This window comes from Bacillus sp. B4EP4a (genome assembly GCF_006680105.1).
In the GTDB taxonomy this organism is placed as follows: Bacteria; Bacillota; Bacilli; order Bacillales; family DSM-1321; genus Peribacillus; species Peribacillus simplex_E.
On the sequence record NZ_VHIK01000004.1, the window covers coordinates 38,328 to 63,956 of the forward strand.

The following is a 25,629-nucleotide window of genomic DNA, read 5'->3' on the forward strand; positions in this document are numbered from 1 at the left end:
CAGAATAAAAGGAGAGGGTGAAATGAAGAAGGGCGTGGAAGAAAGGCGGAAAGAATTGATCTATAAACTTATGATCCATACTGTAAATAAGAGTGTGGAACAGCTGATGAAGTTAACCTTAAAAGAATTGGAAATAGAATATAAAAAGGTTCAAAATGACTGTCATCCCCATAGTGATGCAGGTTCGATACAATGGATCAATGCAAAACGGCATTAGGCTGAATGTGGAACCTCAATTCATCATAAAAAATTTCATCATTTTGCTAACGGCTTTCTGTGCTGATTCTGCATGATAGTTTGAGTTGTAAGGGTCGCTGAATCCGTGTTTTCCGCTGAATTTATGAACTTCGACATTCTTTATTTCCAAAGCTGAAATTAACTCGTCCACATTAAATGATGGCTCCTCTAATGGGGAAAATAGCAATGCAGGGCATTGTGGCGCTAATTCTGCATAATTCCTAATACGCGAACCGTAGTAACCAACTATTCCATCGACACACTCTTCCTCACTGCACAGCCAAGCTACAGTTGCCCCTGCACTGAATCCAAGAATGAAAATCTTTTGATATACATCTTTTATATCCGCTAATATTTCCTTTATTTTATGTAAGGCGCCTGTGAAACCTACGTTCTCCATAAAATGCCGATAAGCAGCTTCCTCTTGGGAATAATCAAAAGGCGTCTCACGTTCTAACAAATCCGGACAGATCACATCAAAACCCTGTTTTGATATTGACTCACAAAAACCCTGCATATGTAGGTTCAGTCCATATATTTCGTGAATGACAATAATGACAGTATCGGACTTTTTCTGTATGTGCAGCATGTTTACCCTCCCTAAAATAAAAGCCAACCAATTTTCATCCTTAACAATTACAAATCATAAGTACATTACCATCAGGATCTTGAAAGTTAAAATATGCAAAATCCCCAATACGCTCTATTTCTTTAGCAATAGATATGTTATTACTCTTAATGAATTTATAGGCTTCGTCTATATCCTTTACGTAAAAATTAAACAATACATTGCTGGATGGTTCGAATCTAAAATCAGGATCAAATGTATGGTCGTCTAACGTTAATCCAGTTTCAGTTGTTATAGGAATATTGTAAACAGGAGATTCTACAGAATCACTATTATGAGGAATGCCAAGGAGATTACAATACCATCCAGCTGATTTCTTTAAATCTTTAACATGAATGAAAACATTGTTAACTTTAGGGTAAATAGGAGAATTTATTGATTTCATACTTTACCACCTTTCGTTGAACCTTACCTAAGAATTCAACGAATCTCCATAAAAAACCTTTTTTAATCATTTAGTAGCTGCACAGAAACGCCCATTTTTTTTAATGCGTGTCAGCCTTTTCCCCCTGTATATTACATAAAGAAAAGGCTGCCATAAAACAGCTCTTATCGTTAGCTATATTCCAAATGCGTAGTACTATTTAAAAATCTTATAAGTTTGTATGGATGATCAGTATACTCAAGAAGATGTATTCCTGTATTATGAGAATTGAACCACACATCATTAATTGCGGGTGGTAATTGAAGAAAGCTTTCAATTATTTTAGTAATCACCCCTCCGTGGGATATAATGGCAATTCGTTTATAATTTGCACTGTTCTCTCTAATATAAGAAAGAACATTTTCAGCTCGTAATCTAAAATCTGAATTTTTCTCCCTATCCTGCATCTCTCGTAAATCTTCCAAGAATGTTACTGGACATTTGATGGTATTTGATAAAGTTTCGGCAGTTTTACTAGCACGAAGCAAGGTACTTGACCAAATGTATTCTGGTGGAAACTCTTCAGAGACACGTCTGCACATTTTTTCTACTTGTTCAATTCCTTTGATGGTTAGTGGCAAATCAGTAGTTCCTTCGTAATTTTCTTCTAGAAAATCGTCTTCTGACTCACCATGCCGAATTAATAATATCTGCAAGATATCACCTCGATTTTGTTTATTTATTCCAATTTATAATTCTATTCAACTTTAATAAAACCTTTAAAAGAATAAAACTTGAGCTATTAGTCATAACTCTAGTTATAAGATCGTATCATGTCCTTTTTTTACACGAATATATGATTGTGGTGCTTTTAACAAGTAAACTTCCTCACTCCATGAAGATAAGTAAAGCCTCCTAGTTTAATTCCACCTTGAACAACCATAACAACCACGTTACAAAAATGTAAGATAATGGATTAAACTGTTAGGAAGAACGATGGAGATTTACTTCCTTTCTCTTTAATATGTAAGAAAAAGAGGAAGGTTGGGTATGAAATGGATTTTTTTGAGCTGAATATCAATGTATTTAGAATGATCAATGACTTAGGGAAACAATACGCTTATTTAAACCCTTCTGCCATTTTCATTGCCGAGTACATGGTTTTTTTATTAGCTTTAGCTGTCATCGTATTATGGTTCACTCGAAATGAACAGAGTAGAATGATGGTTGTTTGTGGGATGGTTACGTTTGTAATAGCTGAAATGATGGGGAAAATGGCAGGGAAATTGCATTCAAACAATCAGCCATTTGCAGAATTGACCAATGTTAATAAGTTAATTGAAAAGGCAGTGGATAATTCATTTCCAAGCGACCATACCATTTTGTTTTTCTCGTTTTGTGTCTCCTTTTGGCTTTTCAAAAGAGGTTGGTGGTTGTTATGGATCATGCTGGCTTTCCTTGTTGGCATTTCCCGTATTTGGGTAGGTGTCCACTTTCCGGCGGATGTGCTGGCAGGAGCTATCCTAAGCACCATTTCAGGATTGGTGGTTTACCTTGTTGTTCCTAAAATAAGCTTGATTCATAAATTATTAGGGGGTTATGAGAGGTATGAACAAATGGTTCTAGCCCCGTTAACTAAATCAAAGGAAAAAAAATCAAAGGATTTGTAAGCGGAATCAAAATAAAAGGGTTGCTCAGGCAGCCTTTTTTTATTGAAAGAAGTGTAGTTTGGTAAATACAAAAATATCCACATTATGATACTGGTGGTAAAATAAAGCGAAAGCAATCTATCGCAATGGGGGACGTAATATTGATTGATATCCAAGAAATCAAAGACATTATCAGGCATCGCTATCCGTTTCTTTTAGTTGATAGAGTTTTGGAATTGGAAGAAGGAAAGAGAGCGGTGGCCATTAAAAATGTCACAGCAAATGAAGAGTTTTTCAATGGGCATTTTCTAAATTACCCAGTGATGCCAGGTGTATTGATCGTGGAGGCATTAGCACAGGTAAGTGCTGTTGTTATGCTTACAAAAGAAGAAAATAAAGGGCGGATCGGGCTTTTGGCTGGTATCGATGGATGTCGCTTTAAAAAGCAGGTAAGGCCAGGGGACCAATTACGTTTAGAAGTAGAGATTACTCGCTTGAAAGGTCCAATCGGTAAAGGAATAGGAAGGGCTACTGTCGATGGAGAAACTGTATGCGAGACAGAGCTCATATTTGCTTTTGGTGATTGATCTATCATTTGCAATAACGGGGGAATGATGGTGATGCCGATAAAAAAAGCCTACGGGTATGTGACAAGAATCAAAAATGGAGAAACACAGGTATTGGTTTTTCAACATCCCATTAGGGAAGCGGGGATTCAGATACCAAAGGGATCAGTGATGCCTCAAGAAGATCCTTACCAAGCAGTGATTAGGGAAATGAAAGAAGAAACAGGTCTGGAAAAATTTCATGTGGAGAAATTGATTGCAGAAGATTTTTGGGAGAACGTTGATGGTGCCATACATAATAGATATTTTTATCAAATACGTGTATACAATGTTCCTGATGAATGGGATCATCAGCCAACGGGTGGAGGAGATGAAGAGGGGCTGACATTTCATTTCTTCTGGATCTCATCCGAACATGAAGTGCAACTTATTAAAGGGCATGGAGATTATTTAAACCTGATATTCAATTAACCCTTCAGTGCGCAGCAGTTTATCACAACTGGCCAAGGTCATTATTGATCTTGGCCGGTTGTTTTTTAATGGTCAGGTTTGTTTTTCGGTAATGAAAGTTTTTACGGTTGGCGGTTCATATGTATTAAATTGATCAAGCAGTCCATTTGGGTCAACATCTACCAGCGCCATGGAACGGAATTTTTCATGCAGGAACTGTTCGTCGGACATATGATTGAATAAAGCGACCAAAGGATCATAATAGTGATTGATATTTAAGAGTCCGCAAGGTTTTTGATGAAGACCAAGCTGAGCCCAAGTGAAAATCTCAAAGAATTCTTCCAATGTTCCTGGTCCGCCTGGCAAGGCCATGAACCCGTCTGCAAGCTCAGCCATTTTTGCTTTTCTTTCATGCATGGATTCCACGACGATCAATTCAGTTAAGTTCTTATGGGCTATTTCTTTTTTTTCTAGAAATTCTGGCATGACTCCAATTACATTTCCGCCTGCTTCCAAAACGGAATCTGCAACTGCACCCATGATTCCTACACTTGAGCCTCCATAGACAAGGGTAATATTACGTTTTGCCAGTTCCGCACCCAGTTTTTTAGCCTCATCTACATAGACAGCAGATGCACCTTTGCTTGATCCACAAAATACAGCTAGACTTTTCAAAATATCACATCTCCCATTTAGTAATCTTCCCTTCTTATCATACAAAATTCAGGAAGATTTGTTAAACTTGAATTATCTAACTGAAAGGTGGATGAATATGAACGTCACTGAATTTCAACAATGGGTAAAAGATTATTATGAAGCACGAGGATGGTCAGAATTGGACATTTTCATTCGCATCGGCTTTTTGGCAGAAGAAACCGGCGAGGTGGCACGAGCCATTCGCTCCCTTGAAATTGGCAGGGATAGACCTGATGAGGTTATTGGTTCGTATGAAGAAAACAAACAGGAGTTAACCGAAGAATTGGGAGATGTGCTAGGAAACTTGATTGTGATTGCGAACAAGTACAATATCCCATTGGAAGAAGTGTTCAATGCCCATAAAAAGAAACTATCTGACCGCTATTATCATGCATAAATTCCTTTGATTCAATTGATTAACATGAAAATCATCCTGTTTTTAACTTGAAGAGCTGTGACTATCAGCTTTTTTTTTATGGGCAAACAATAGTTTGTAGTACCCATTTAATTCCTCAAAAAGAAATAATTTCAGACTTTTATCCCCCTCCGTTAATAAAGAATTCACAAAATATGGGTAGTATGCGCGATTGAGATGGGATTTTATTGGGTATACACTTACACTAAAGAGGAATGAACATTCATTCCGCATCTTGTGAAAAAAGGGGTGAATCATTATGATCACTGCAGTAAATAAACGAGACAGTATAGTATCTAGCGCTTTAGTGCTATTCGCAGAACGGGGATATGATGCGACAACGATCCCGATGATTGCTACATCGGCAGGAGTTGGAGCGGGTACCATTTATCGTTATTTCGAGAATAAGGAAGTGCTGGGCAACAAGATTTTTCAAGAGTACTTGGATATTTTCACTGAAACGGTCAAGAATGGATTTCCTCATGATGATTCAATTCGCAATCAGTTTCACCATATTTTTAAATCAATGGTTCACTTTACAACCGAGCAGGACCAAGCACTTTATTTTATTAAAATACATAGTGGAGCCCATTTTTTAAATGAAGATAGTCATGCTAGCTTTCAAGGGCTATTGGATATATTTAAAAATTTCTTTGAGTCAGGAAAAGAGAAAAAAGAAATAAAGGAGCTTCCTTCTTCAGCTTTGATTGCCATCATTTATGGAGCTTTTCTTGAGCTTGAGCGACTTGTTCGCATCGGGGAGTTAGAACCTGAACCAAAACTTTTGGCAGATGTGGAAGAAAGCTTTTGGGATGCAGTCCGATTGCACGCTTGAAAAATTTTTAACATGTAAACGGAATGAACGTTCATTCCGCATTCTAAACTATTGTAAAGAGGTGCTAATAAAATGGAAAACACAACTCAGTTTCCACAGCCAAAGACATATGGCCCCCTAGGCAGCCTGCCTATCATTGATAAGGATAAGCCGCTTCAGTCTTTCATGAAGCTGGCACGAGAACTTGGGCCGGTTTTTCAGTTTCAATTTCCGGGTCGAATCACTACATTCGTATCAAGTGCTGCCCTCGCAAAAGAAATTTGTGATGAAACAAGGTTTGATAAGAAAGTCGGTCCAGCCCTACAAAAAGTGAGAGCATTCGGCGGCGATGGCCTTTTCACAAGTGAAACGACGGAGCCGAATTGGAAAAAGGCCCATAACATCCTGCTGCCCAGCTTTAGCCAGCAAGCAATGAAGGGATATCATGCCAAAATGGTGGATCTTGCTACCCAACTCATTCAAAAATGGGCCCGCCTGAATCCGGCTGATGAGATAGGTGTTCCTGAAGATATGACACGATTGACCTTGGATACGATCGGACTCTGCGGGTTCAATTACCGTTTTAACAGTTTTTATCGGGAGACCACCCATCCTTTTGTCACCAGTATGGTGCGTGCGTTGGATGAAGCGATGAGCCAAACGCAGCGGCTTGGCATCCAAGATAAACTGATGATCAAATCTAAAAAACAATTCAGGGAAGACATTCAATATATGTTCTCTCTAGTGGATGAATTGATTGCTGACCGAAAACAAAATGGTGATCAGGGAGAAGATGACCTCCTTTCCCATATGTTGAAAGGAGTCGATCCCGAAACGGGCGTATCACTGGATGATGAAAATATTCGCTTTCAAATCATTACCTTTTTAATAGCTGGGCATGAAACGACGAGCGGTCTCCTATCGTTCGCCATCTATTTCCTCATGAATAACAGAGACAAGTTAAGAAAAGCGCAGCAGGAAGTCGATGAAGTGCTGGGTGATGATGTTCCTGATTACAAACAAGTGAAAAAGCTGAAATATGTCCGAATGGTGCTAAATGAAACGCTTCGTCTGTGGCCGACAGCTCCAGCGTTTTCCGTTTATGCGAAAAAAGATACCATGCTGGGTGGAAAATATAATGTGAAGAAAGGTGATGTGTTCTCGCTGCTTATTCCCGAGCTTCACCGTGATCCATCTGTTTGGGGTGATGACGTTGAATCGTTCATTCCTGAGCGGTTCGAGGATTTGGATTCCATCCCTTATCATGCTTATAAACCGTTTGGAAACGGGCAGCGCGCCTGTATCGGACAGCAGTTTGCCATTCATGAAGCGACACTGGTGCTCGGCATGGTTTTACAGCACTTTGACTTGATTGATCATGAAGAATATCAATTGGATGTTAAAGAAACTTTGACTCTCAAACCGGACGGATTGACCATGCGCGTTTCACCGAGGAAGCCGACGATGTCATTTACCGCTGCTTCTCCAGAATCAAAGTCAGCGGACAAAGGAGCCACGGTATCTCCAATCGAATCAGCACATGGGACACCATTACTCGTCCTGTTTGGATCAAATATGGGAACAGCGGAAGGGGTTGCTCGTGACCTTGCCGAAACAGGGAAGCGACAAGGCTTCAATGCCGAGGTTGCCCCTTTAAATGATTACACCGATCGGCTTCCCAAAGAAGGAGCTGTTCTTATAGTCTCGGCATCTTATAATGGAAATCCCCCGGATAATGCAGGTGACTTCGTTTCATGGCTGAAGGAAAGCAAGAACACATTGGATGGTGTTCACTATGCGATCTTCGGCTGCGGGGACCGCAATTGGGCCAATACGTACCAACGCATTCCAATCTTCATTGATGAGCGGCTGGAACAAAAAGGAGCAGTGCGGCTGTCAGAAACAGGCTATGGAGATGCAAGCGATGACTTTGAAGGGGATTACGAGAAATGGACAGAAGCCCTTTGGCCGAATCTTGCCAAAACCCTGAACATTGAAGTGAATAGGAATGATCGGGTAGTCAGCTCGATTACGATGACCTTCGTAAGTGATGTGAGCGGAACACCACTTGCCCGCACCCATCATGCTTTTACTTCCATTGTAAAAAGGAATTTTGAATTACAACATATAGATAGCGGAAGAAGTACACGGCATATAGAATTAACTCTGCCAGAGGGAATACATTATCAGGAAGGCGATCATCTCGGGGTTCTTCCGCAAAATCCATCGGAACTTGTCGAGCGAGTGCTCAGTCGATTTAACCTAAAAGGCCAAGATTACGTGAATCTGACTGGGGATTCCGGAAAAGCTGCTCATCTTCCTACAGGAAAACCGGTAAAACTAGAAGAATTACTATCAAACTATGTGGAGTTCCAAGAACCCGCCACCCGGTCTCAAATTCGGGCGCTTGCCACTTATACGGTATGTCCTCCACATGTAAAAGAACTTGAAGATCTTCTTTTGGACAGTACCTATAAACAAGAAATCCTGAACAAGCGCATAACCATGCTTGACCTTATTGAAAAGTATCTTGCATGTGAAATCCCATTTGAACGTTTCCTGGCTTTACTGCCACCTTTAAAAGCAAGATACTATTCTATCTCAAGCTCACCGCTCCACAACGAAGGAGAAGCAAGTATCACCGTCAGCGTCGTCCGTGGAGAAGCTTTGAGCGGAAACGGGGAATACAAAGGAATTGCATCGAATTATTTGGCAGAACGCTTCCAAGGAGACAAAATAGCCTGCTTTATCACTACGCCGCAATCCAATTTCCAACTTCCAGAGAAAACAGGAAAACCAATCATCATGATTGGCCCTGGAACAGGAATTGCACCATTCAGGGGATTCATACAGGCACGTCGCGTTTTGAAAGAAAAAGGTGAAACTTTAGGGACTGCTCACCTTTACTTTGGATGCCGTAATCCGGAACACGATTTCCTCTATCAAGAAGAACTCGTGCAAGCCGAACAAGAAGGCCTTGTAACACTGCACACCGCTTACTCAAGATGTCCCGGTCAAGAAAAAACATATGTCCAGAACAGATTAGCGGAAAACGCCCATGACATCCTTCCTTTATTAAAAGAAGGAGGACATCTATACATCTGCGGAGACGGAAGCAAAATGGCACCTGATGTTGAACGAACACTAATCGAAAGCTATATGCATTTCTATCAAACATCGAAAGAAGAAGCCACAGTATGGCTGCAACTATTAGAGGAAAATGGCAGATATGCGAAAGATGTTTGGGCAGGAGCATAAATAGGAGGTGCAGCGATTCTTAAGGGAATCGCTGCTTTCTTTATGCGGTAATGATAAAAAAACGAATCCACGAGTAAAACAGCAAAACTTACGAGTAAACAATGTAAATTCACGAGTAAAACAGCAAAACTCACGAGTAAATAGCGGAAATTCACGAGTAAAATGCGAATTCACTAGTAAACAGCGCAAACTCAGGTATATATCGCTCGAATTCACGAGTAAATGCGCTGAAAATAGAAGAATTGGAACTAATGGGGAGTGCATTCATACATTGGCGGAGAGCGTTTACGGATTCTTTATTCATTGTTAATGTTGAGAAAAGCTAAAGTTTTTATTAGTGGACAAATTGTATTAAAATGTTTGGTTAAGATCTTTCCTACTTATATAGACCGAAATATAGTGGGAAATTCACGAGTAAAACAGTACACGGCCATGTGGTTAAATTGAAGATAAAGGGGTCACTTTGAAAAATGTTTAAGTATACGGTTTGTTTTGTTAAGAAGAATAATGAACTACTCATGCTTAACCGGGAGAAAGCTCCTATTATGGGTGTTTGGAACGGGGTGGGGGGCAAAATCGAGAAAGGTGAAACACCTGATATAGGAGCACAGCGTGAGGTATTTGAGGAAACGGGCATAGAGGTAGAGACCTTTTTTTCTAAAGGAACGGTTACCTGGGTAACTCCAGAAGGTGAATTGGATGGAATATATGTATATTTGTATATGGCGGATGAGGATTTAATATATGAAACACCGAAAAAAACGCGGGAAGGCATTCTTGATTGGAAATCCATTGATTGGATACTTCACCCGCTTAATCTCGGAATTGCTGAGATGGTTGCGCAGTATTTGCCGGTTTTATTGAAAAAAGAAGGAAACTATGCATTCACTTACAAAAATGGCCAGACATATATTTCATGAACCAGCCTTACTTAAAAAGGGATACTACCTACCTAGTATCCCTTTCAATAAGTTAAAGCTCATTCTCGAATAAAAAGCCAGTCGGCTTTTTATTGCAGAAAAGTGGGTTAGTGAATGAAGGAAATTCCATTTTCTACACAATGAAGAGGTGTTAACTGGTATGATTTAAAAAAATAGTACTTAAGGGGAAATATTCTTGAAAATAGTTAAACTCATCTTAGTAATAATCGTTCTTGCTTTATCAGCCTATCAACTAATTACTAGAAATTTCGAGTTGATGCCGTATTCTATGTTGTTCTTGGGCGCACTTATGTTAGTAATGGGATTAGCCGAATTTCAAAAAGATAGAAAAGGAGGATTTTTGGGGTGCGTTGTTGTCTCATTGTTTCTTTTCTTTGTTTCCATACAGGGTTTCTTTTTGAACTAACAGGTTCTTTACTTCAATAACTAGGTCGTTGCATCGCCCTTTTTGTTACGCAATTAAAGGGAGATTTTGTTAAAATTAATAGTTGGATAATATATAGAATATTCGGTTATCACAAACGGGAGGTTGGATGAGGAAATGAAGATAATAGAACTGCCAATTGAATTTGAATTTAATGGGCAAAAAAACTACATTAATCCTAGCTTGATTATAAGGAAAAATGAACTAACTTTGGTCGATACAGGTTATCCTGATTTTTTACCTTTAATTGAAAATGAAATTATAAAAAATGGTTATGAAATGAAGAATTTAAAGAATATAATCATTACTCATTATGATATTGATCATATAGGTTCCTTATTTGATTTCAAGGAGAAGTATCCTCTGATTAACATTATAGCTAGTGAAGTAGAATCGAAATTTATTAGTGGTGAAATGAAGTCAGAGAGATTGGTTCAAGCCGAAGGAATGGTAGAAAATATGCCAAATCAAGAATTCGGTAAATGGTTTATACAACAATTAAAGAAATTGAAGCATGTTTCAATTGATGAAAAGGTACATGATGGTGATTTGATTTTAGATAACGAATGTAGAGTAGTAGCAACACCAGGTCATACCTCAGGGCATATTTCATTATATTTTCCAAGTTTAAATAGTGTAATATCAGGTGATGCAGCTGTTAAAGAGAATCATGAATTGGGCATTGCTAATCCACAATTTTGTTTAAATGTCGAGGAAGCAGAGCAGTCTTTAAGAAAGATTAAAGATCTTAAAGCTGAAAATTACTATTGTTATCATGGTGGGACATTCACTTTACTTTATGACGGTTATAAAATTTGATTTCCACTTCAGGCACTCGCTTTCCGCGGGCGGTCCGGGCTTGGCAGACAGTCGGCGGAAAGGGAGCGGATTTCTGAAATCACCTGGAACGTTTTTTTAAAAGATTCGATTTTTCGATCTTTGAATCAGTTGAGATACTGTTTTAATATGTCCAATCCTATTTTTAGCTCATCAAATGAGTTTGTAGAAGATAATGCAATACGCAAGTACATATCAGGGGTGGTCTGCCCGCTTTGGAAACGATTGGAATGAAAAACTCGAATACCGCGCCTTTTCAGATCCGTTTCCAGCTGTAATGCATCGTTATGTCCATGGATTGGAAGCCAACGATAAAGACTGAGAGGATGTCCAACATCCTTTCTTAAATGAAAATATTCCGAATAAATATCATTTGCAGTCTGTGAAAGCTGTTTCTTTTGAGAAACAATTTCATGAGCCTTTCCTGATAGGATAAGCTCTGTAATAACCTCTGCATCAAAAGAAGAGGTCTTTACATTTATGTTGAAAATGGCCTGGGAAATTTTCTCGCGCAATACATCCCCATAGACCATATAGGCAACCCTTAATCCAGAACATATTGACTTAGAGGTGCCGCAAATATAAACGCTCTGTTCTGGAAGCAAATGGTACATAGGCTGCCGGTAATCGGAGATAATGCCTGCCGTCAGAAATGCATGGATATCATCCTCAATCAAAATTAAACGATGCTTACGGATGACCGCAGCTATTTCTTGCTTTCGAATATCTGACATCATGATTGTGGTTGGATTGTTGCAAGAGGGCATCAGAAAAATGCCGTTAATATTTATTTGGCAACACTGCTTTTCAAGTTCGTCTGGCAGCATTCCGAACTGGTCTCCGGGAATGGGCACTAACTTAATATGGAACATCTTTGCCAACTCGATGAAGTTTGAATATGTGTATAAGTCGGTTGCAATTCTATTACCAGGCTCAAACAATGCAGCCAAGGCAACTGCCAATGCATTTTGGGCACCGGAAACGATTGCCATATGCTCTTGATCCGCGTGAATGCCGAAAGATTCCATCCAGTTTAGGGCTGCTGTTTTTTGATGTGGAATACCAGTCGGATCGTTGTAATTCAGCAGCTGCTCCAAATAACTTTTGTTCACAGTTTTTTGAATAGTTTCTGATACAATATCATTGGTTTGCTCAAAAGATGCCACAAAGCCAAGATCAATGCTGTTTGCCGTTTTATCCGCGGAAATGGTTATAGAACGAGTGGCATTGGGAGCCACAAAGGTTCCGCTTCCCGTAACGGCATATATTAATCCCTTTGCCTCGCATATTTTGTAGGAGCGGGTAATGGTGGTGAAGTTTAAATCAAGAAAATCTGCCAATTCTCGTTGCGGTGGCAACTTTGTTCCAGGTGCTAAAAAGCCATTTGTTATATCTTGTTCAAGTAATGATGCAAGAGATTTATAAAAAGGACGCTTTAATGCTTTCTTATCAGGTTTCCAAGACATTGGATAATTGTCAAATGAATTTACTGGCATACTTCACCTCAACGATCTTATTCCATACAATCATATCATTTTTTGTATGGAATTCTAATAATGAAACGGGATGATTTATATAAAGGAATATCTATCGGTACCCACATTTTGATGAAATGGGGGTATTTTATTTTAATTGTAATCCATACAATTAACTTGTTTTTTGTACGGATTTTGTATGTTAAATTTAAATAAATTTAGCCATCAGGATGTGAAATATATGAAAAAAAGAACTCAAATGCTAACTGCATTTCGTGCAGCCTTTCCGTACACAATGCCCATTTTTGCAGGCTTTTTATTTTTAGGCATCGCTTATGGAATCTTTATGAATTCATTAGGCTTCAGTGCTATTTACCCGATATTGATGAGTCTAACAATATTTGCAGGATCAATGGAGTTTATTGCAGCCAATTTATTGCTTGTCGCATTCAATCCGATTAACGCCCTTTTTCTAACTTTAATGGTGAATGCACGGCATTTGTTTTATGGCATTTCCATGCTGGATAAGTACAGGGGGACCGGGAAGAAAAAGCTGTATCTGATTTTTGGGCTTTGCGATGAGTCTTTTTCCATCAATTGTACCGTTGATGTTCCGAATAATGTAGACAAGGGCTGGTTCATGTTCTTCGTGACATTGCTCAATCATTCCTATTGGGTGATAGGATCGGCGATTGGCGGCATTTTTGGATCCCTTGTCAAATTCAACACAGAAGGACTCGATTTTGTTATGACGGCTCTCTTTGTAGTCATTTTCATTGAACAGTGGATGAAAGAGAAAAACCATCATAGTGCCCTCACAGGGCTTGGACTGTCAGCAGTCTGTCTTATTATTTTTGGCGGAAGCAATTTCATCATCCCTGCTATGTTTTCAATTTTGGGGGTACTCACCTTACTTAGAAAGCCATTAGAGAAAGTTGAGGTCAAGACCATATGACAATGGATTTAACACAGCAAATCATTACAATAGCAATGGTTGTTCTTGGCACAATGCTTACAAGGTTTCTTCCATTCATCGTTTTCCCATCAGGTAAACCCACACCGAAGTATGTACAGTATCTCGGTAAAATACTGCCATCCGCGGTAATTGGGCTTTTGGTCATTTATTGTTTAAAGGATGTAAGCTTACAATCCGGAAGTCACGGCATCCCTGAATTTATGGCGATAGCGGTAGTTGCCCTGCTTCACATTTGGAAGAAAATGATGCTCCTTTCCATAGCGGGGGGAACGATTGTCTACATGATGTTGGTGCAATTGGTTTTTTAAATGGATAATAATTAGCACTTCCAATACACGTCACAATTACTGATATCGATGGTACTGAAAAGGGGTAGGTAATGGTGAAGAAAAAAATTGATGAATATCAAATTCATGAAAAACATTATGAACAAATTCATGCGCATGTGAAAAACGATCCGTATGCTCAGTCGTTAGGCATTCAGTTAACGAAATTCGAGGCAGGTACTGCAGAAGCAACTTTAGAAGTGCAAAGCACTATGGTAAATGCATATGGAACGGTTCACGGGGCAGTCATTTATGCTTTAGCAGATCATGCTTTTTCAGTAGCCTGTAATGCATATGGCAAAACATCATTAGGCCTCTCGACAACCATCCAGTTTATTGAATCAGCTAAACCCGGAGACAAGATAGTAGCCCTTGCAACGGAAATTAAACGAAACTATCGGACAGGATTTTATCGAATAGACGTCTTTCATGAGGAAAACCTGATTGCAACCATGGAGGCAGTGTCATACCGTAAGGATCATTATTTTATTGAACTTGATGAACAAGATTAAGCAGTTCAATAGTTATTGTTCAGAGCTGTCCTCAAGACAGCTTTTTCTTATGGAGCTAAAGATTGCTGTTTGTTCTTTGTTCAACAATTGGGCCAGATTGTTTAGCAAAGGAATCTCCAATAATATATATTTTGAACGTTGGTAACTTTGTGAAAAAAGGGGTATTGTACCAAATCATTTACATTGCTTTTATTTTGCGAGAAAATAAAGGTACAATTAATACTTATTTAGCTTATGGATTATAGACTATAAACGATTTGAGGTAGGAAAAAATGATTGCAAAAACAGAAGAGGATTTTAATGGTTTGAAGGAAATTGGCAAAATTGTTGCCTCCATTAGAGATGAATTGGTACAAAGAACAATTCCAGGGATAACGACCAAAGAACTTGATGATATAGCCGGAGAACTTTTAGAAAAGGCAGGTGCAGTTTCAGCTCCAAAAGGTGAATATGATTTTCCTGGCTATACTTGCATTAGCACTAATGAAGAAGTGGCACATGGTATTCCAGGTCTTCGGGTTATTCATGAAGGGGATCTAGTGAATATAGATGTATCTGCTTCAAAGAACGGTTATTTCGCAGATACAGGAATCTCATTTGTAGTAGGGGAGGGTGACGAAGTATTAACGAAATTATGCGACGTTGCTAAAAAGGCATTTGAAGCAGGTCTTAAGAAAGCAAAACCAGGTTCCAAAAAAAGCAGAATCGGAAAAGCAGTATTCGAAACAGCGAGACAGCATGGATTCACTGTTATCAAAAACCTTACAGGACATGGTGTTGGACGTAGAATACACGAAGCACCTGACCATATTTGTAATTATAATGATCCATGGGATAATGAACTATTAAAGGAAGGGATGGTTATCGCATTCGAACCATTTATCTCAACCTTTGAAGAAGAAGTATTCCAAAAAGAAGACGGTTGGACCTATGCTACAGAAAAAAGCTATGTAGCTCAATTGGAACATACGATTATCCTTACTAAAAATGGTCCGATTATTGTCACACTTTAATTCAAGCATAGACGAAAAGACTCGTATAAACATAAGTATTTCGTATACTGTGTAGGAAATTTAAATGGGGTAACGTATAAATTCGTAGAATGTTACTCGCTTTAAAACAGGAAGGATTCGATTGGTGAACCCACGCTAAACAAGGGAGTTGCTTTAGCAGCTCTTTTTCTTATGGAGTTAAAGGGGCAGGGAAACCCGGAAACTTTATTTGGAAACTATGTTAAGATTAGGGCATTGTTGTTTTGAAAGGCGTTGGAATAATTGAGTCGAGTCAATCGAAAAACAAAGATCTACTTTTGGCTATCTGTTACACTTTTACTCTGTGGAATTGTTTCTTGGATACCTTATTTGGTCTTTAAAATGGAAGAATCTTATGGGATGTTAACATTTGTTCTTAACCCAATTGGAGTAGTATTAGGTTCTTATTCAAATAACAGATTAATAGCTTTAAGCAATTTATTTATGGTCTTTAGTTTTATTCCCGTTATGATATTTGTATATCTAACAAAAGGGTACATTCCTATGTGATTGTTGGGGGGGCTGACACTCCATCAAACGTTCAGGTGCAATAGCAGTAAATTAGATCTGTCATATAGGCAGATTTTTCTTATGCAACTAAGAGGCAGGCTAGCATTCCTGCAGTCTACAGTACATTTTTTTGAGGAAAATTCGAACGTTGATTGGAACGTAGGGCACGCGCTTTCCCCGCAGGAGTCTCGAGCCTTCCGTTCCAATCAACTTTGTTTTACATTTAGCCACATGTAATTGTTGGGCAAAGGTAAATTACTTCTGTTTCTCTAACGCTATTTTCAACCCTTTTTGATAATATTGCTTCATCATTTCTTCAGGAACCATGCTTCCGCCAGTCCCCCAAATAATATGTGTACCATTACTCATCTTTTCCGTTAAATGATGCTTCTGTAAATAATCGATACCCTCTTTACATAATTTACTTGGTCCTATCATGCCTGCTAGTGCTGAAGGTTCTAAATGGATCCCTTCTGTATCAACTAGTTCTTTTAGCAACTTATACAACTGTTCATCGCTAACCGTATAATTGCCGCTTAAGAAGGGTTCCATCGTTTTACCGACAAACCCGGATGGCTTTCCAACAGCTAGTCCATCCGCGTCTGTTACATTATCGATGCCAACATCTTGTACAGAAACTTTATCATGTAGTCCAGTCATTAAACCGAGTAGCATGCATGGCGAGTGGGTAGGTTCTGCGAAGAAACAGTGAATATGGTCTTGATACAATAATTTCAAGCCAAAAGCTACGCCTCCAGGACCACCACCTACTCCACATGGGAGGTAAACAAACAAAGGATGATTTTCATCTACAATTATCTCTAGCTCTTCTAATTGTTTCTTCAAACGGGATGCAGCCACTGCATATCCTAAAAATAGGTCGTGAGAATTTTCATCATCCACAAAATAACATGTTGGGTCACTATCTGCTTGGATTCGGCCTTCCTCTACAGCTTTACTATAATCAGCTTCATATTCAATGACATTGACATTTTTGCTTCTAAGCAAGTCTTTTTTCCACTGTTTTGCATCAGCTGACATATGAACGGAAACGTTAAAACCTAACTTTGCACTGATGATGCCAATACTAAGTCCTAAATTTCCAGTCGAGCCTACTGCGATTGAATATTTTGAGAAAAGGGTTCGGAACCTATCACTATCTAAAATCGAATAATCATCTTGAATTGTTAACAATTGATGTTGGAAAGCTAGTTCTTCCGCATGTTTGAGAATTTCATAAATCCCGCCTCTTGCTTTAATGGATCCTGATATAGGAAGGTGACTATCACATTTTAGTAATAATTCTCCTAATATAGGTTGTTGATGATCCTGTTCCAAGGACTGCTTCATGGCAGGAATTCTCACTAAAGGTGATTCTATGATTCCGTTCGTTCCTTTTGTCTCAGGGAAAACTTTGGCGATATATGGAGCAAAACGTTTCAACCTTTCCTCTGCATCTCTTACATCTTCTTGAGTAAGGGGGGATTTTTTTATTCCTGTTTGAAATTTTTCGACATTTGGATTGAGCCAAAATACTTCTTCCGTCGAAATGAGCTTATTTAATAAAGGATATTTGTCTTTCCATGATTGTAATTCTTTGCTTTCAATCTCTTTCATCTGTTTGATCCTCCTCATTTTCTTGTAACAAATTGTTTGGTAAATTATAATTAAATAAAATTTAGTACAGTTTAACACACAATCATCTCGATGTTAATTTATATTAATTTTATTTAAGTGTGATTTAATAAGTCGTTAAGGAGTAGCAGTTATGGAAAATATAGATATTGGCAAGAAAGTTGAAAAATATAGAAAAGCTAAAGGATTGAGTAGTAGAGAGTTAGCAAAATTAGCTGAAATTACACCTTCAATGTTAAGCCAGATTGAAAGAGGTTTGGCGAATCCTTCTATTCAAACCTTAAAGGTCTTAGCTAAAACCTTGAATGTTCCAACATTTAGTTTTTTGCTTGAAGAAACGATTACGGAGGATTTAATCGTTAGGTCCAGTAAACGTAAGAAAATGATCATTGATAATTTGTCTTATGAGTTATTGTCACCTGATTTTACGGGTAATTTGGCAACAGCGATTATGAAAGTTCCTCCGAATATTTCCTCGTCAGAAAGCCCTATAGAACATAGAGGAGAGGAAGTAGCATTTATTTTGGAAGGGAAAATCAAGCTGTATTTAGGTGAAGAAGAATATATATTGGAAGCTGGTGATAGTGTGAAAATACCAGCAAATTTCAAACATAAATGGGAAAATAATTTTAGTCAGAATGCAGCTGTATTATTTTCAGTTACCCCGCCTGCGTTTTAATGAAAAGATTTTAAAATGTAATGTTTTTTCACAATTGGGCGCGATTCTTTAATGAGGATCGCTTTTCTTATGGAATAAAAGGGACAGATCAGGTGTAGAAGGACTATTACATGAATAATAGAATAATAATAAATGGAATAAATATTGAACTGTAGGTCCGGGTTTCCTTAAAAGTTGCTTGATTTTAATAATTTTGAATCAATAAGGAGAATTTTAGTATGAAAATAAAATGGTTTGGACATTCTGCCTTTTTACTAACATCCGAAAGTGGAACCAGGATTCTTATTGATCCATATCATCGCTTCATCCGTTACCGTATGCCGAGTGTTGAACCAGATATAGTTGCCGTTACACATAATCATTTCGATCACAATAAAATTCAAGCTGCAACAGGTGAATACTTGCTTGTTAATGAGCCGAAGGAATACATCCGCGAAGATGTAAGAATTAGTGGATTTAAGACATTTCACGATAAGGTAAATGGCGAGAAGAGAGGCCCCAATATTTTATATCTTTTCCAAATGGATGGACTAACTATCTGTCACTGTGGAGATTTAGGGCATATATTATCAGAAGAACAAGTAAATGAAATTGGAAAAGTAGATATTCTAATCATTCCTGTAGGAGGTACATTCACGATTAATGCAATAGAAGCTGCTCAAGTGATGCGTCAATTGAAATCCACTATTACAATTCCCATGCATTATAGAACTAAGGCATTGCCGGTTGTTGGCCTGATGTTTTCAAAGGTAGATAAGTTTTTTCAGATCTCCGGACAGCGAACAACCGAAGTTAAGACATTGGATATTTCCAAAGAAAATTTGTCAGAATATGCTGGGGTCGTAACTATGCTGTATGAATGAATGGATAAGAAATCCTGTTTATGCATTTATTATTTATAACGAGGGCAGGTTAGTTCAAAAAGAAAAAGGGAAGATATTAATCAATGACGTTGAATCAATTAGACTTCCTCTTTATGTTATAAGGAGATAGAATATAAATAAAAAGGTGATTACAATTAAAAAAGTAAAAAGTTTCCTATTTTTTCTTCTTGGGTCCATATCTCTTTTGATAGGTATTGCAGGGACTGTGTTACCAGTTCTGCCGGGCGGTCCGTTTTACTTATTTGCTGCTTTTTGCTTTGCTAAAAGTTCCAAGACGATTGAAAACTGGTTCAAACGCACCTCATTATATGAAAAATACGTTGTAGCATTCCTGCAAAAAAAAGGTATGACTCGAAAAGAGAAAATCAGAATCAATATAATTGCCGATTTCTTCATCGTAATTTCTGTATTTTATGTGGACATCCTGTTAGTGAAAATCTTATTGATAGTGCTCGCCCTCTACAAACATTATTATTTCATTAAAAAAATTAAGACAATTGACCCGAACAATACAAAACAAAGGGCTTTTTGAAAATCCTATTCAAATAACGGGTCCTTACTTCAATAAGGGAGTTGCTTCGGCAGCTCTTTTTCCTATGGAACTAACGGGGCAGGGGAGTAAGAAAATCAATGTATTTTGGATAAGAAGGCCGCCAATTGGCGGCCTTTTGAATGTAAAAAGTACCCTTAATGAGGTCTTCCCACATAACCATCTAGTTAAAATTTCATAACTCCTCCAGAATGAAATTTTTGGGCTCGTTTGTAAAAAAACATAAGCCCTTTTTCGTTTGGGGTGGATTGTTTACTTATGCAAGTGGGCCCGCATGAAGTGGGTGATGCATGCCTTAACTCAGTGAACGAACTCCTTTTGTATGTGTGTTATGAATTTTCAAAAAATAATATTGCAAAATGCAAACGATTCAAATAAAATCAATTTAAGGTAATTACGTTTTTTTGACCTTAAAATAGATCTACAATTGAGCTAATCCTTTTTGGCTAAGCTAATTCCTGGTTGTTCGTTTGGATTTTGTACCATCCATTAGGTAAAGTTAGCTTCCCGAAGTATTGCCTTAAAAATTTGAAAGGAGTTAATTATTTTAGGTACAGTACTAAGCTATCCATGTTTGCAAATAATAATATACCCCATTAAGAGAGAGGGAATTTCATGAATCAAGAACGATATTTGAAAAAGAAAATGGGCTTTTGGTCACTTACTGCATTATCTCTTGGAGGAATTATTGGATCAAGTTGGCTTTTTGGACCATGGAATACGGCAAAAATGGCTGGGCCAGCTGCTATTATGTCTTGGGTTATTGCTGCATTCGTCATTACTCTAATAGCTCTTGTTTATGCTGAATTAGCAAGGGTAAGGCCAGAAACAGGTGGTTTAGGTCGTTATCCCCTTTATTCCCATGGGAAATTGCTTGCTACAGTGACTAGTTATTCGATTTGGCTTGGCTACTGTGCCACTGCACCCGTTGAATCATCGGGAGTTATTCAATACGCTAATGAGTTCTGGCCAGGCCTATATGATATATCTAAGGAGCAACTAACGACAACAGGAATTCTAGCATCGACTGTTTTAATGGTGTTCTTTGTTGTGGTGAACTATTTTGGAGTGAAATTATTTGCTGTCACGAATACCATTATTACCACGATTAAATTTATAGTACCTGTCCTAACCATCATTGCTTTTTTTATGACAGGGTTTCATGAAGAGAATTATACAAGTCATGGGTTTGCCCCTAATGGATATGGCGCAGGATTAAGCGCAATCTTAACTAGTGGTATATTTTTTGCCTATACAGGATTCGGGAATGTGGTAATGATGAGTGGCGAGGTGGTAAACCCAAGACGGAATATTCCGCTTGCTCTTATCACATCGCTGTCAGTCTCGGCAATTTTATATGTTTTACTTCAAATCGTTTTTATAGGGGCCGTACCGCCCGAAATGCTAGCTAATGGTTGGAGTGGAATTAAATTTGACTCTCCATTTGCGAATTTAGCACTTATGGCGAATATGGTTTGGCTGTCCTGGACCATTACAGCGGACGCAATGATTTCCCCAACTGGATCGGCGCTTGCTTATACAGCTGGAACTTCAAGACATGTTTTTGGAATGGCGAAGAGTGGATTCCTTCCTTCTTATTTCGGAACTATTAATAAAAGATTTGGAGTCCCAACACGTGCACTCACTCTCAACTTCCTCATTGGGTTACTTTTCTTGTTCCCTTTAAAGAGTTGGACCGCAATTGTAGCAATCGTTGGAGCAATTGGGATTTTTAAATACGCCTCAGCATGTGTCACAGTAATGGTGTTTCGTAAGGTTGGTTTGACAAAAGACAACGGTATCCCAGGCATGAATTTTATTGCTCCTTTAGCCTTTGTATTTGCCACTCTACTTATTTATTGGACAAATTGGAGTAGGGTTCAACTTGCAATTTGGGGATTAGCAATTGGAATTGTTGGATATTTAATTACTCATTTTATCAATAAACATAAATCGATGGAAATTATTGGTGGGATCTATCTCGTCATTTATATTCTGATGCTCGTTGGGATATCATCAATCGGAAATTTTGGTGGTAAGGGTATTATTCCAGAGCCATTTATGTCTTACATCGTGGCAATAATAGGATTCGTTTTTTACTATTTTGCTGTTTATAACGGAGTCTGGTACATGCGGAAAAAGGGGAATGTTCAAGAATTGCTGGATATGGATAACAATTAAATGCAACTTCATTTTACAAAAGGAGAAATGGTTATGAAGCTTTGGGGTGGACGTTTTAGAAAAGAAGAAAATAAATTAATGGAGGGCTTTAATAGTTCTCTTCATGTTGATATGAGACTTTATTCTGAAGATATTAAAGGAAGTATTGCACATGTAAATATGCTTGTGAAATGTGAATTGCTTACCAAGGAAGAAGGAGAAAGTATTATTAAGTCACTTCTTTCTATATTGGAAGATATCGAGAGCGGAACATTAGTGATCGAAGGGGATTTTGAAGATATTCATAGTTTTGTTGAAGCAACATTAACAGAACGAATAGGTGAAACAGCAAAAAAACTCCATACAGCAAGAAGTCGAAATGATCAAGTTGCTTTAGATATCAGGCTTTACGCTAAAAATAAGGCGTTAGAAGTGATCGAGTATATTGAAGAACTTCAAAATAACCTGGAAGAAAAGGCAAAAGCAAACAATGTGATTATGCCCGGATACACCCATCTACAACGAGCTCAAGTAGTAACTCTTAAGCACCATTTAATGGCCTACTTTAATATGCTGGATAGGGACAGAAAAAGAGTTCTTAATGCAATTGAAATTTTGAACGAAAGTCCACTGGGGTGTGGAGCATTGGCAGGGACAACTCATGTTATAGACCGAGAAATGACAGCAGAGGAGTTAGGATTTTCAAAACCTGTAAACAATTTCCTCGATGGTGTTAGTGATAGAGATTACCTTTTAGAGTTAATGTCCAGTTTTTCGATCATCATGATGCATTTAAGCAGATTAAGTGAAGAACTGATTTTATGGAGCAGTCAAGAGTTTAAATTTATTAGTATTGATGACGCATATTCTACAGGTAGTAGCATTATGCCTCAAAAGAAAAATCCTGATGCAGCAGAGCTTATAAGAGGAAAAACAGGAAGAGTATATGGTTCTCTTACTTCACTTTTAACAACTATGAAAGGGTTACCATTGGCTTATAATAAAGATATGCAGGAAGATAAAGAACCATTTTTTGATGCATTGGATACAGTTTTGTCTTGTCTAGAAATTATGTCCAATATGATTTCTACCATGAAGGTGAATACTGAAAATATGAAAAAAGCTGTAAAATATGGCTTTCTCAATGCAACAGAAGTCGCTGATTATTTAGTTAGCAAAGGGGTTGCGTTCAGAGATGCCCACAGTATCGTTGGTTCTATTGTCATTTATTGTGAAGATCATAATAAAGCAATAGAAGAGTTGACTCCAGACGAATTAAAGAGCTTAAGTCCATTAATTGAAGGGGACTTATATAACTTTATTGATTATCAAAATATATTAAATAAAGGCATTAAGGTGAACTTGTTAAAATAATCTCGATCTTTCCAATTTAAGAGCTATTGCATAGAGGATAAGTACGACCTATGCTAATAGCTCTTTATATTTTTTAAAAACACATAATCAAACTCCCCTTTAAATCAAGAGATACAATGTCTTGTGATAAATGTTTTTCCAATAGAAGAAGGATTAAACTTTAATTTCTTTCATTTTAAAGATAAGATTAAAGTAATTAAGTTTTTGAACTAAGGAGAAAAAAATGTATAAAATTGGGGTAGTTGGTCCTAATTCATCAGTTGAGCGCATTATTAATTTAGGTAAAGAATATGAGTCGATCATGGAATTTAAAGCCTACCCATATGAGGATTTCAGAGAAACTGAAAAAATCGTTTTGGAATTCAATAAAAATGTGGATGTCTGGTTTTTTTCAGGCCAAATTTCATATATGGTTGCAAAAAATACTGTGGGAATAGGGGAAAACCTATTATATATTCATCATACTGAATCAGGCATCTATAAAAGCCTTTTGCATATGGGATATTTCCAAAAGGAATTTTTAAGTAAAGTAAGCATCGATGAAATAACTACAACCCATTTAGAGCAGGCGTTAAAACAAATTGATATTACTCCAAAAGAAATGTATATAAAAAACTTCAATGTTAATTCAAGCACGGAAGAATTAATCGCATTCCATCTTGATTTGTGGAAAGCCGGAAAAACGGAAGGTGCAATAACTTGCTTCGAGGCTGTATATCTAAATTTAAAAGAAGCAGGAGTACCAACCTATCGAATATCTACAACTGATATGGAAATTCGCCAATCATTAAGAATTCTTGCAGAAAAATCGAGAACTTTTTACTTTAGAGACACTCAAATTGGTGTTCAAATTATTGAAATTGAACATTTTGAGAAAATATTTGAGAAAGCTAAAAGCTCGTACCATCTGCAATTTTTAGAGATAAAACTAAAAGAAACTCTTCTTAGATTTTGCGAACAATTGGAGGGGTCATTAGTTGAGAAGGGAAACGGCCGTTACTTTATCTTTAGTACACGGGGTACAATTGAATCCAAAATCAAAGATTTAAAAGATACTGTCTTTCTGTTGTCAAATGAATCCAATGCTACTGTAACCGTAGGAATTGGATATGGTCAAACACTTCACTCAGCAGAAATAAACGCTCAGCGTGCCATCCAACTTTCAAAAGAAAAGTCAGAGAAGGGCATCGTCATTGTACAAGAGGACGGAACAATGATCGAGTCTGCAGGTGAAGAGGAAGAATTACGTTTTTCTTACCGGATAGATGACAAGGATTTTATGGAAAAACTAAAAAAAGCCAAAATAAGTGTGAAAAATTATAATAAATTATATGCTTTAGTTAACAGATTGAAACTGAACGATTTTACAATAAAAGATTTAACAACGCATCTCTATTGGGATGAAAGCAATGCACGGCGTATTGTAGTAAGTTTATGTGAAGTTGATTTAGCAGAAATCATTGGTGAGGAATCTTATTCTTCTCGAGGAAGACCAAGTAAAATTTATCGTTTAAAATAGCACCCGTTTTTCGGGTGTTTTTAGACTTTTAGTGTTTATCCCTGCTGGAAGTATTAAACTAGATCTTAAAATAACGCATGATTTTACCGTTATATTGCCAAAGGACTTCTATAAAGAAAATGAAATACAAGATAGTTCGGCTATTTAAAGGCATCCATTACGGGTGCCTGATTTTTTTATGTGAACCTGACAAACTGCGAAACTAGCCCTGTAATTCATCCAGGGAGAAACGTAATAAAAAAAGTTAACCAATTTAGTTAACTTAAGGACCATCTATTATTTTAAAAGTGTAAAAGAATATCTTTGCGGATGTTGTTTCAACATTCTTGTTGCTAATTGGAACAATAAACCAGTGACATTTATTATTTTAAAATATATCTTAAAGCTGAGGTGTTCTATATGACAAAACTAAATAAAGTAACGTTAAACAAAATATTGCTAACTACCGGTTTCGCTTTCATTATTTTATGTGCAGGTTTAATCGGTTTTAAGCATGCAAATATTAAGGGGTTAGAACCAAGTGTAGCCAATGCAGCAACTGTAACTTATACAGCAACTGCTAACCTGAATGTCCGTACAGGTCCATCTACTGCTAATAAAATTATAGCAACGGTTAAACAGGGCACAAAGTTAACGGTTACTGGAAAAGATGCGAGTGGATGGCTAAAGGTTAGCTTAAATGGTCAAACAGGTTATGTTAGTAGCCAATATGTAAAAAT

Annotated in this window: 27 protein-coding genes; 21 read left to right on the forward strand and 6 right to left on the reverse strand. The window is 37.6% G+C overall.

Annotated elements, in window-relative coordinates; genetic code table 11:
• The first annotated feature begins 22 nt into the window (after positions 1-22).
• Positions 23-217: a Fur-regulated basic protein FbpA gene (locus tag FNK51_RS01835; protein ID WP_098372067.1), complete on the forward strand. Its 195-nt coding sequence runs from the start codon at positions 23-25 to the stop codon at positions 215-217.
• 15 nt (positions 218-232) lie between these two features.
• Here the strand turns inward: FNK51_RS01835 and FNK51_RS01840 are convergent, their stop codons facing one another.
• The 3 genes from FNK51_RS01840 to FNK51_RS01850 all read right to left on the reverse strand — a co-directional run bounded on the left by FNK51_RS01840 (position 233) and on the right by FNK51_RS01850 (position 1,945).
• Positions 233-826, reverse strand: a complete 594-nt coding sequence (locus FNK51_RS01840) for a dienelactone hydrolase family protein (protein WP_141992262.1) — start codon at positions 824-826, stop codon at positions 233-235.
• A 40-nt stretch (positions 827-866) separates the two neighbouring features.
• On the reverse strand, positions 867-1,250 hold the full coding sequence (locus tag FNK51_RS01845) for a VOC family protein (protein ID WP_141992263.1): 384 nt from the start codon (positions 1,248-1,250) through the stop codon (positions 867-869).
• A gap of 170 nt (positions 1,251-1,420) precedes the next feature.
• Entirely contained in the window at positions 1,421-1,945 is a 525-nt protein-coding gene (locus FNK51_RS01850) for a histidine phosphatase family protein (protein WP_141992264.1), read from the reverse strand.
• Positions 1,946-2,284: 339 nt separating this feature from the next.
• Between FNK51_RS01850 and FNK51_RS01855 the strand changes: the two genes are divergently transcribed.
• The 3 genes from FNK51_RS01855 (at position 2,285) to FNK51_RS01865 (ending at position 3,915) form a co-directional block, all read left to right on the forward strand.
• Positions 2,285-2,899 (forward strand): undecaprenyl-diphosphatase, encoded by a 615-nt coding sequence (locus FNK51_RS01855; RefSeq protein WP_141992265.1) that lies wholly within the window; start codon positions 2,285-2,287, stop codon positions 2,897-2,899.
• A 140-nt stretch (positions 2,900-3,039) separates the two neighbouring features.
• Entirely contained in the window at positions 3,040-3,465 is a 426-nt protein-coding gene (gene fabZ / locus FNK51_RS01860; protein ID WP_141992266.1) for a 3-hydroxyacyl-ACP dehydratase FabZ, read from the forward strand.
• Between the two features lie 33 nt (positions 3,466-3,498).
• Positions 3,499-3,915, forward strand: coding sequence for an NUDIX hydrolase (locus FNK51_RS01865; protein WP_286178539.1), 417 nt, complete (start codon positions 3,499-3,501; stop codon positions 3,913-3,915).
• A 72-nt stretch (positions 3,916-3,987) separates the two neighbouring features.
• Here FNK51_RS01865 and FNK51_RS01870 read toward each other — a convergent pair whose 3' ends face one another.
• Positions 3,988-4,569, reverse strand: coding sequence for an LOG family protein (locus FNK51_RS01870; protein ID WP_141992268.1), 582 nt, complete (start codon positions 4,567-4,569; stop codon positions 3,988-3,990).
• Between the two features lie 97 nt (positions 4,570-4,666).
• On the opposite strand from FNK51_RS01870, the gene FNK51_RS01875 reads away from it, so the two are divergent.
• From FNK51_RS01875 to FNK51_RS01900, 6 genes are all read left to right on the forward strand, one after another.
• Positions 4,667-4,987 carry a MazG nucleotide pyrophosphohydrolase domain-containing protein gene (locus FNK51_RS01875; RefSeq protein WP_098372074.1) on the forward strand — a complete coding sequence of 107 codons (321 nt, stop codon included), beginning with the start codon at positions 4,667-4,669 and terminating at the stop codon, positions 4,985-4,987.
• Between the two features lie 277 nt (positions 4,988-5,264).
• The gene (locus FNK51_RS01880; RefSeq protein WP_141992269.1) at positions 5,265-5,840 is read left to right on the forward strand and encodes a TetR/AcrR family transcriptional regulator; all 576 of its coding nucleotides are present in this window, start codon (positions 5,265-5,267) and stop codon (positions 5,838-5,840) included.
• Between the two features lie 72 nt (positions 5,841-5,912).
• Complete coding sequence (locus FNK51_RS01885; protein ID WP_141992270.1) at positions 5,913-9,077, forward strand: bifunctional cytochrome P450/NADPH--P450 reductase; 3,165 nt, start codon at positions 5,913-5,915, stop codon at positions 9,075-9,077.
• Between the two features lie 470 nt (positions 9,078-9,547).
• A complete protein-coding gene (locus FNK51_RS01890) occupies positions 9,548-9,997 on the forward strand; it encodes an NUDIX hydrolase (protein ID WP_141992271.1) in 450 nt (149 codons plus the stop codon).
• 196 nt (positions 9,998-10,193) lie between these two features.
• Positions 10,194-10,424 (forward strand): DUF3953 domain-containing protein, encoded by a 231-nt coding sequence (locus FNK51_RS01895; RefSeq protein ID WP_141992272.1) that lies wholly within the window; start codon positions 10,194-10,196, stop codon positions 10,422-10,424.
• A gap of 135 nt (positions 10,425-10,559) precedes the next feature.
• Positions 10,560-11,261 carry an MBL fold metallo-hydrolase gene (locus tag FNK51_RS01900; protein WP_141992273.1) on the forward strand — a complete coding sequence of 234 codons (702 nt, stop codon included), beginning with the start codon at positions 10,560-10,562 and terminating at the stop codon, positions 11,259-11,261.
• Positions 11,262-11,386: 125 nt separating this feature from the next.
• Here the strand turns inward: FNK51_RS01900 and FNK51_RS01905 are convergent, their stop codons facing one another.
• A complete protein-coding gene (locus FNK51_RS01905) occupies positions 11,387-12,775 on the reverse strand; it encodes an aminotransferase-like domain-containing protein (protein ID WP_141992274.1) in 1,389 nt (462 codons plus the stop codon).
• A gap of 178 nt (positions 12,776-12,953) precedes the next feature.
• Here FNK51_RS01905 and azlC point away from each other — a divergent pair, with 178 nt between their 5' ends.
• The 4 genes from azlC (at position 12,954) to map (ending at position 15,581) form a co-directional block, all read left to right on the forward strand.
• Complete coding sequence (gene azlC / locus FNK51_RS01910; RefSeq protein ID WP_141992275.1) at positions 12,954-13,709, forward strand: azaleucine resistance protein AzlC; 756 nt, start codon at positions 12,954-12,956, stop codon at positions 13,707-13,709.
• On the forward strand, positions 13,706-14,038 hold the full coding sequence (locus tag FNK51_RS01915) for an AzlD domain-containing protein (protein WP_141992276.1): 333 nt from the start codon (positions 13,706-13,708) through the stop codon (positions 14,036-14,038). Before azlC ends, FNK51_RS01915 begins: the two co-directional genes overlap by 4 nt.
• A 71-nt stretch (positions 14,039-14,109) precedes the next feature.
• Positions 14,110-14,568, forward strand: coding sequence for a PaaI family thioesterase (locus FNK51_RS01920; RefSeq protein ID WP_286178540.1), 459 nt, complete (start codon positions 14,110-14,112; stop codon positions 14,566-14,568).
• Positions 14,569-14,840: 272 nt separating this feature from the next.
• Positions 14,841-15,581: a type I methionyl aminopeptidase gene (map, locus tag FNK51_RS01925; RefSeq protein ID WP_141992278.1), complete on the forward strand. Its 741-nt coding sequence runs from the start codon at positions 14,841-14,843 to the stop codon at positions 15,579-15,581.
• A gap of 783 nt (positions 15,582-16,364) precedes the next feature.
• Here the strand turns inward: map and FNK51_RS01930 are convergent.
• Entirely contained in the window at positions 16,365-17,726 is a 1,362-nt protein-coding gene (locus FNK51_RS01930; RefSeq protein WP_141992279.1) for a D-serine ammonia-lyase, read from the reverse strand.
• 151 nt (positions 17,727-17,877) lie between these two features.
• On the opposite strand from FNK51_RS01930, the gene FNK51_RS01935 reads away from it, so the two are divergent.
• The 7 genes from FNK51_RS01935 to FNK51_RS01965 all read left to right on the forward strand — a co-directional run.
• Entirely contained in the window at positions 17,878-18,423 is a 546-nt protein-coding gene (locus FNK51_RS01935; RefSeq protein ID WP_141992280.1) for a helix-turn-helix domain-containing protein, read from the forward strand.
• 218 nt (positions 18,424-18,641) lie between these two features.
• Complete coding sequence (locus FNK51_RS01940; RefSeq protein WP_141992281.1) at positions 18,642-19,286, forward strand: MBL fold metallo-hydrolase; 645 nt, start codon at positions 18,642-18,644, stop codon at positions 19,284-19,286.
• 145 nt (positions 19,287-19,431) lie between these two features.
• Positions 19,432-19,839, forward strand: coding sequence for a YbaN family protein (locus FNK51_RS01945; protein WP_286178541.1), 408 nt, complete (start codon positions 19,432-19,434; stop codon positions 19,837-19,839).
• A 633-nt stretch (positions 19,840-20,472) separates the two neighbouring features.
• Positions 20,473-22,038, forward strand: coding sequence for an APC family permease (locus FNK51_RS01950; protein ID WP_141992282.1), 1,566 nt, complete (start codon positions 20,473-20,475; stop codon positions 22,036-22,038).
• A gap of 33 nt (positions 22,039-22,071) precedes the next feature.
• Positions 22,072-23,391: an argininosuccinate lyase gene (gene argH, locus FNK51_RS01955; protein WP_141992283.1), complete on the forward strand. Its 1,320-nt coding sequence runs from the start codon at positions 22,072-22,074 to the stop codon at positions 23,389-23,391.
• A gap of 223 nt (positions 23,392-23,614) precedes the next feature.
• Positions 23,615-24,910 (forward strand): hypothetical protein, encoded by a 1,296-nt coding sequence (locus FNK51_RS01960; RefSeq protein ID WP_141992284.1) that lies wholly within the window; start codon positions 23,615-23,617, stop codon positions 24,908-24,910.
• 399 nt (positions 24,911-25,309) lie between these two features.
• Positions 25,310-25,629 (forward strand): SH3 domain-containing protein (locus tag FNK51_RS01965; RefSeq protein WP_141992285.1); only part of this gene is annotated, 320 nt, incomplete at its 3' end.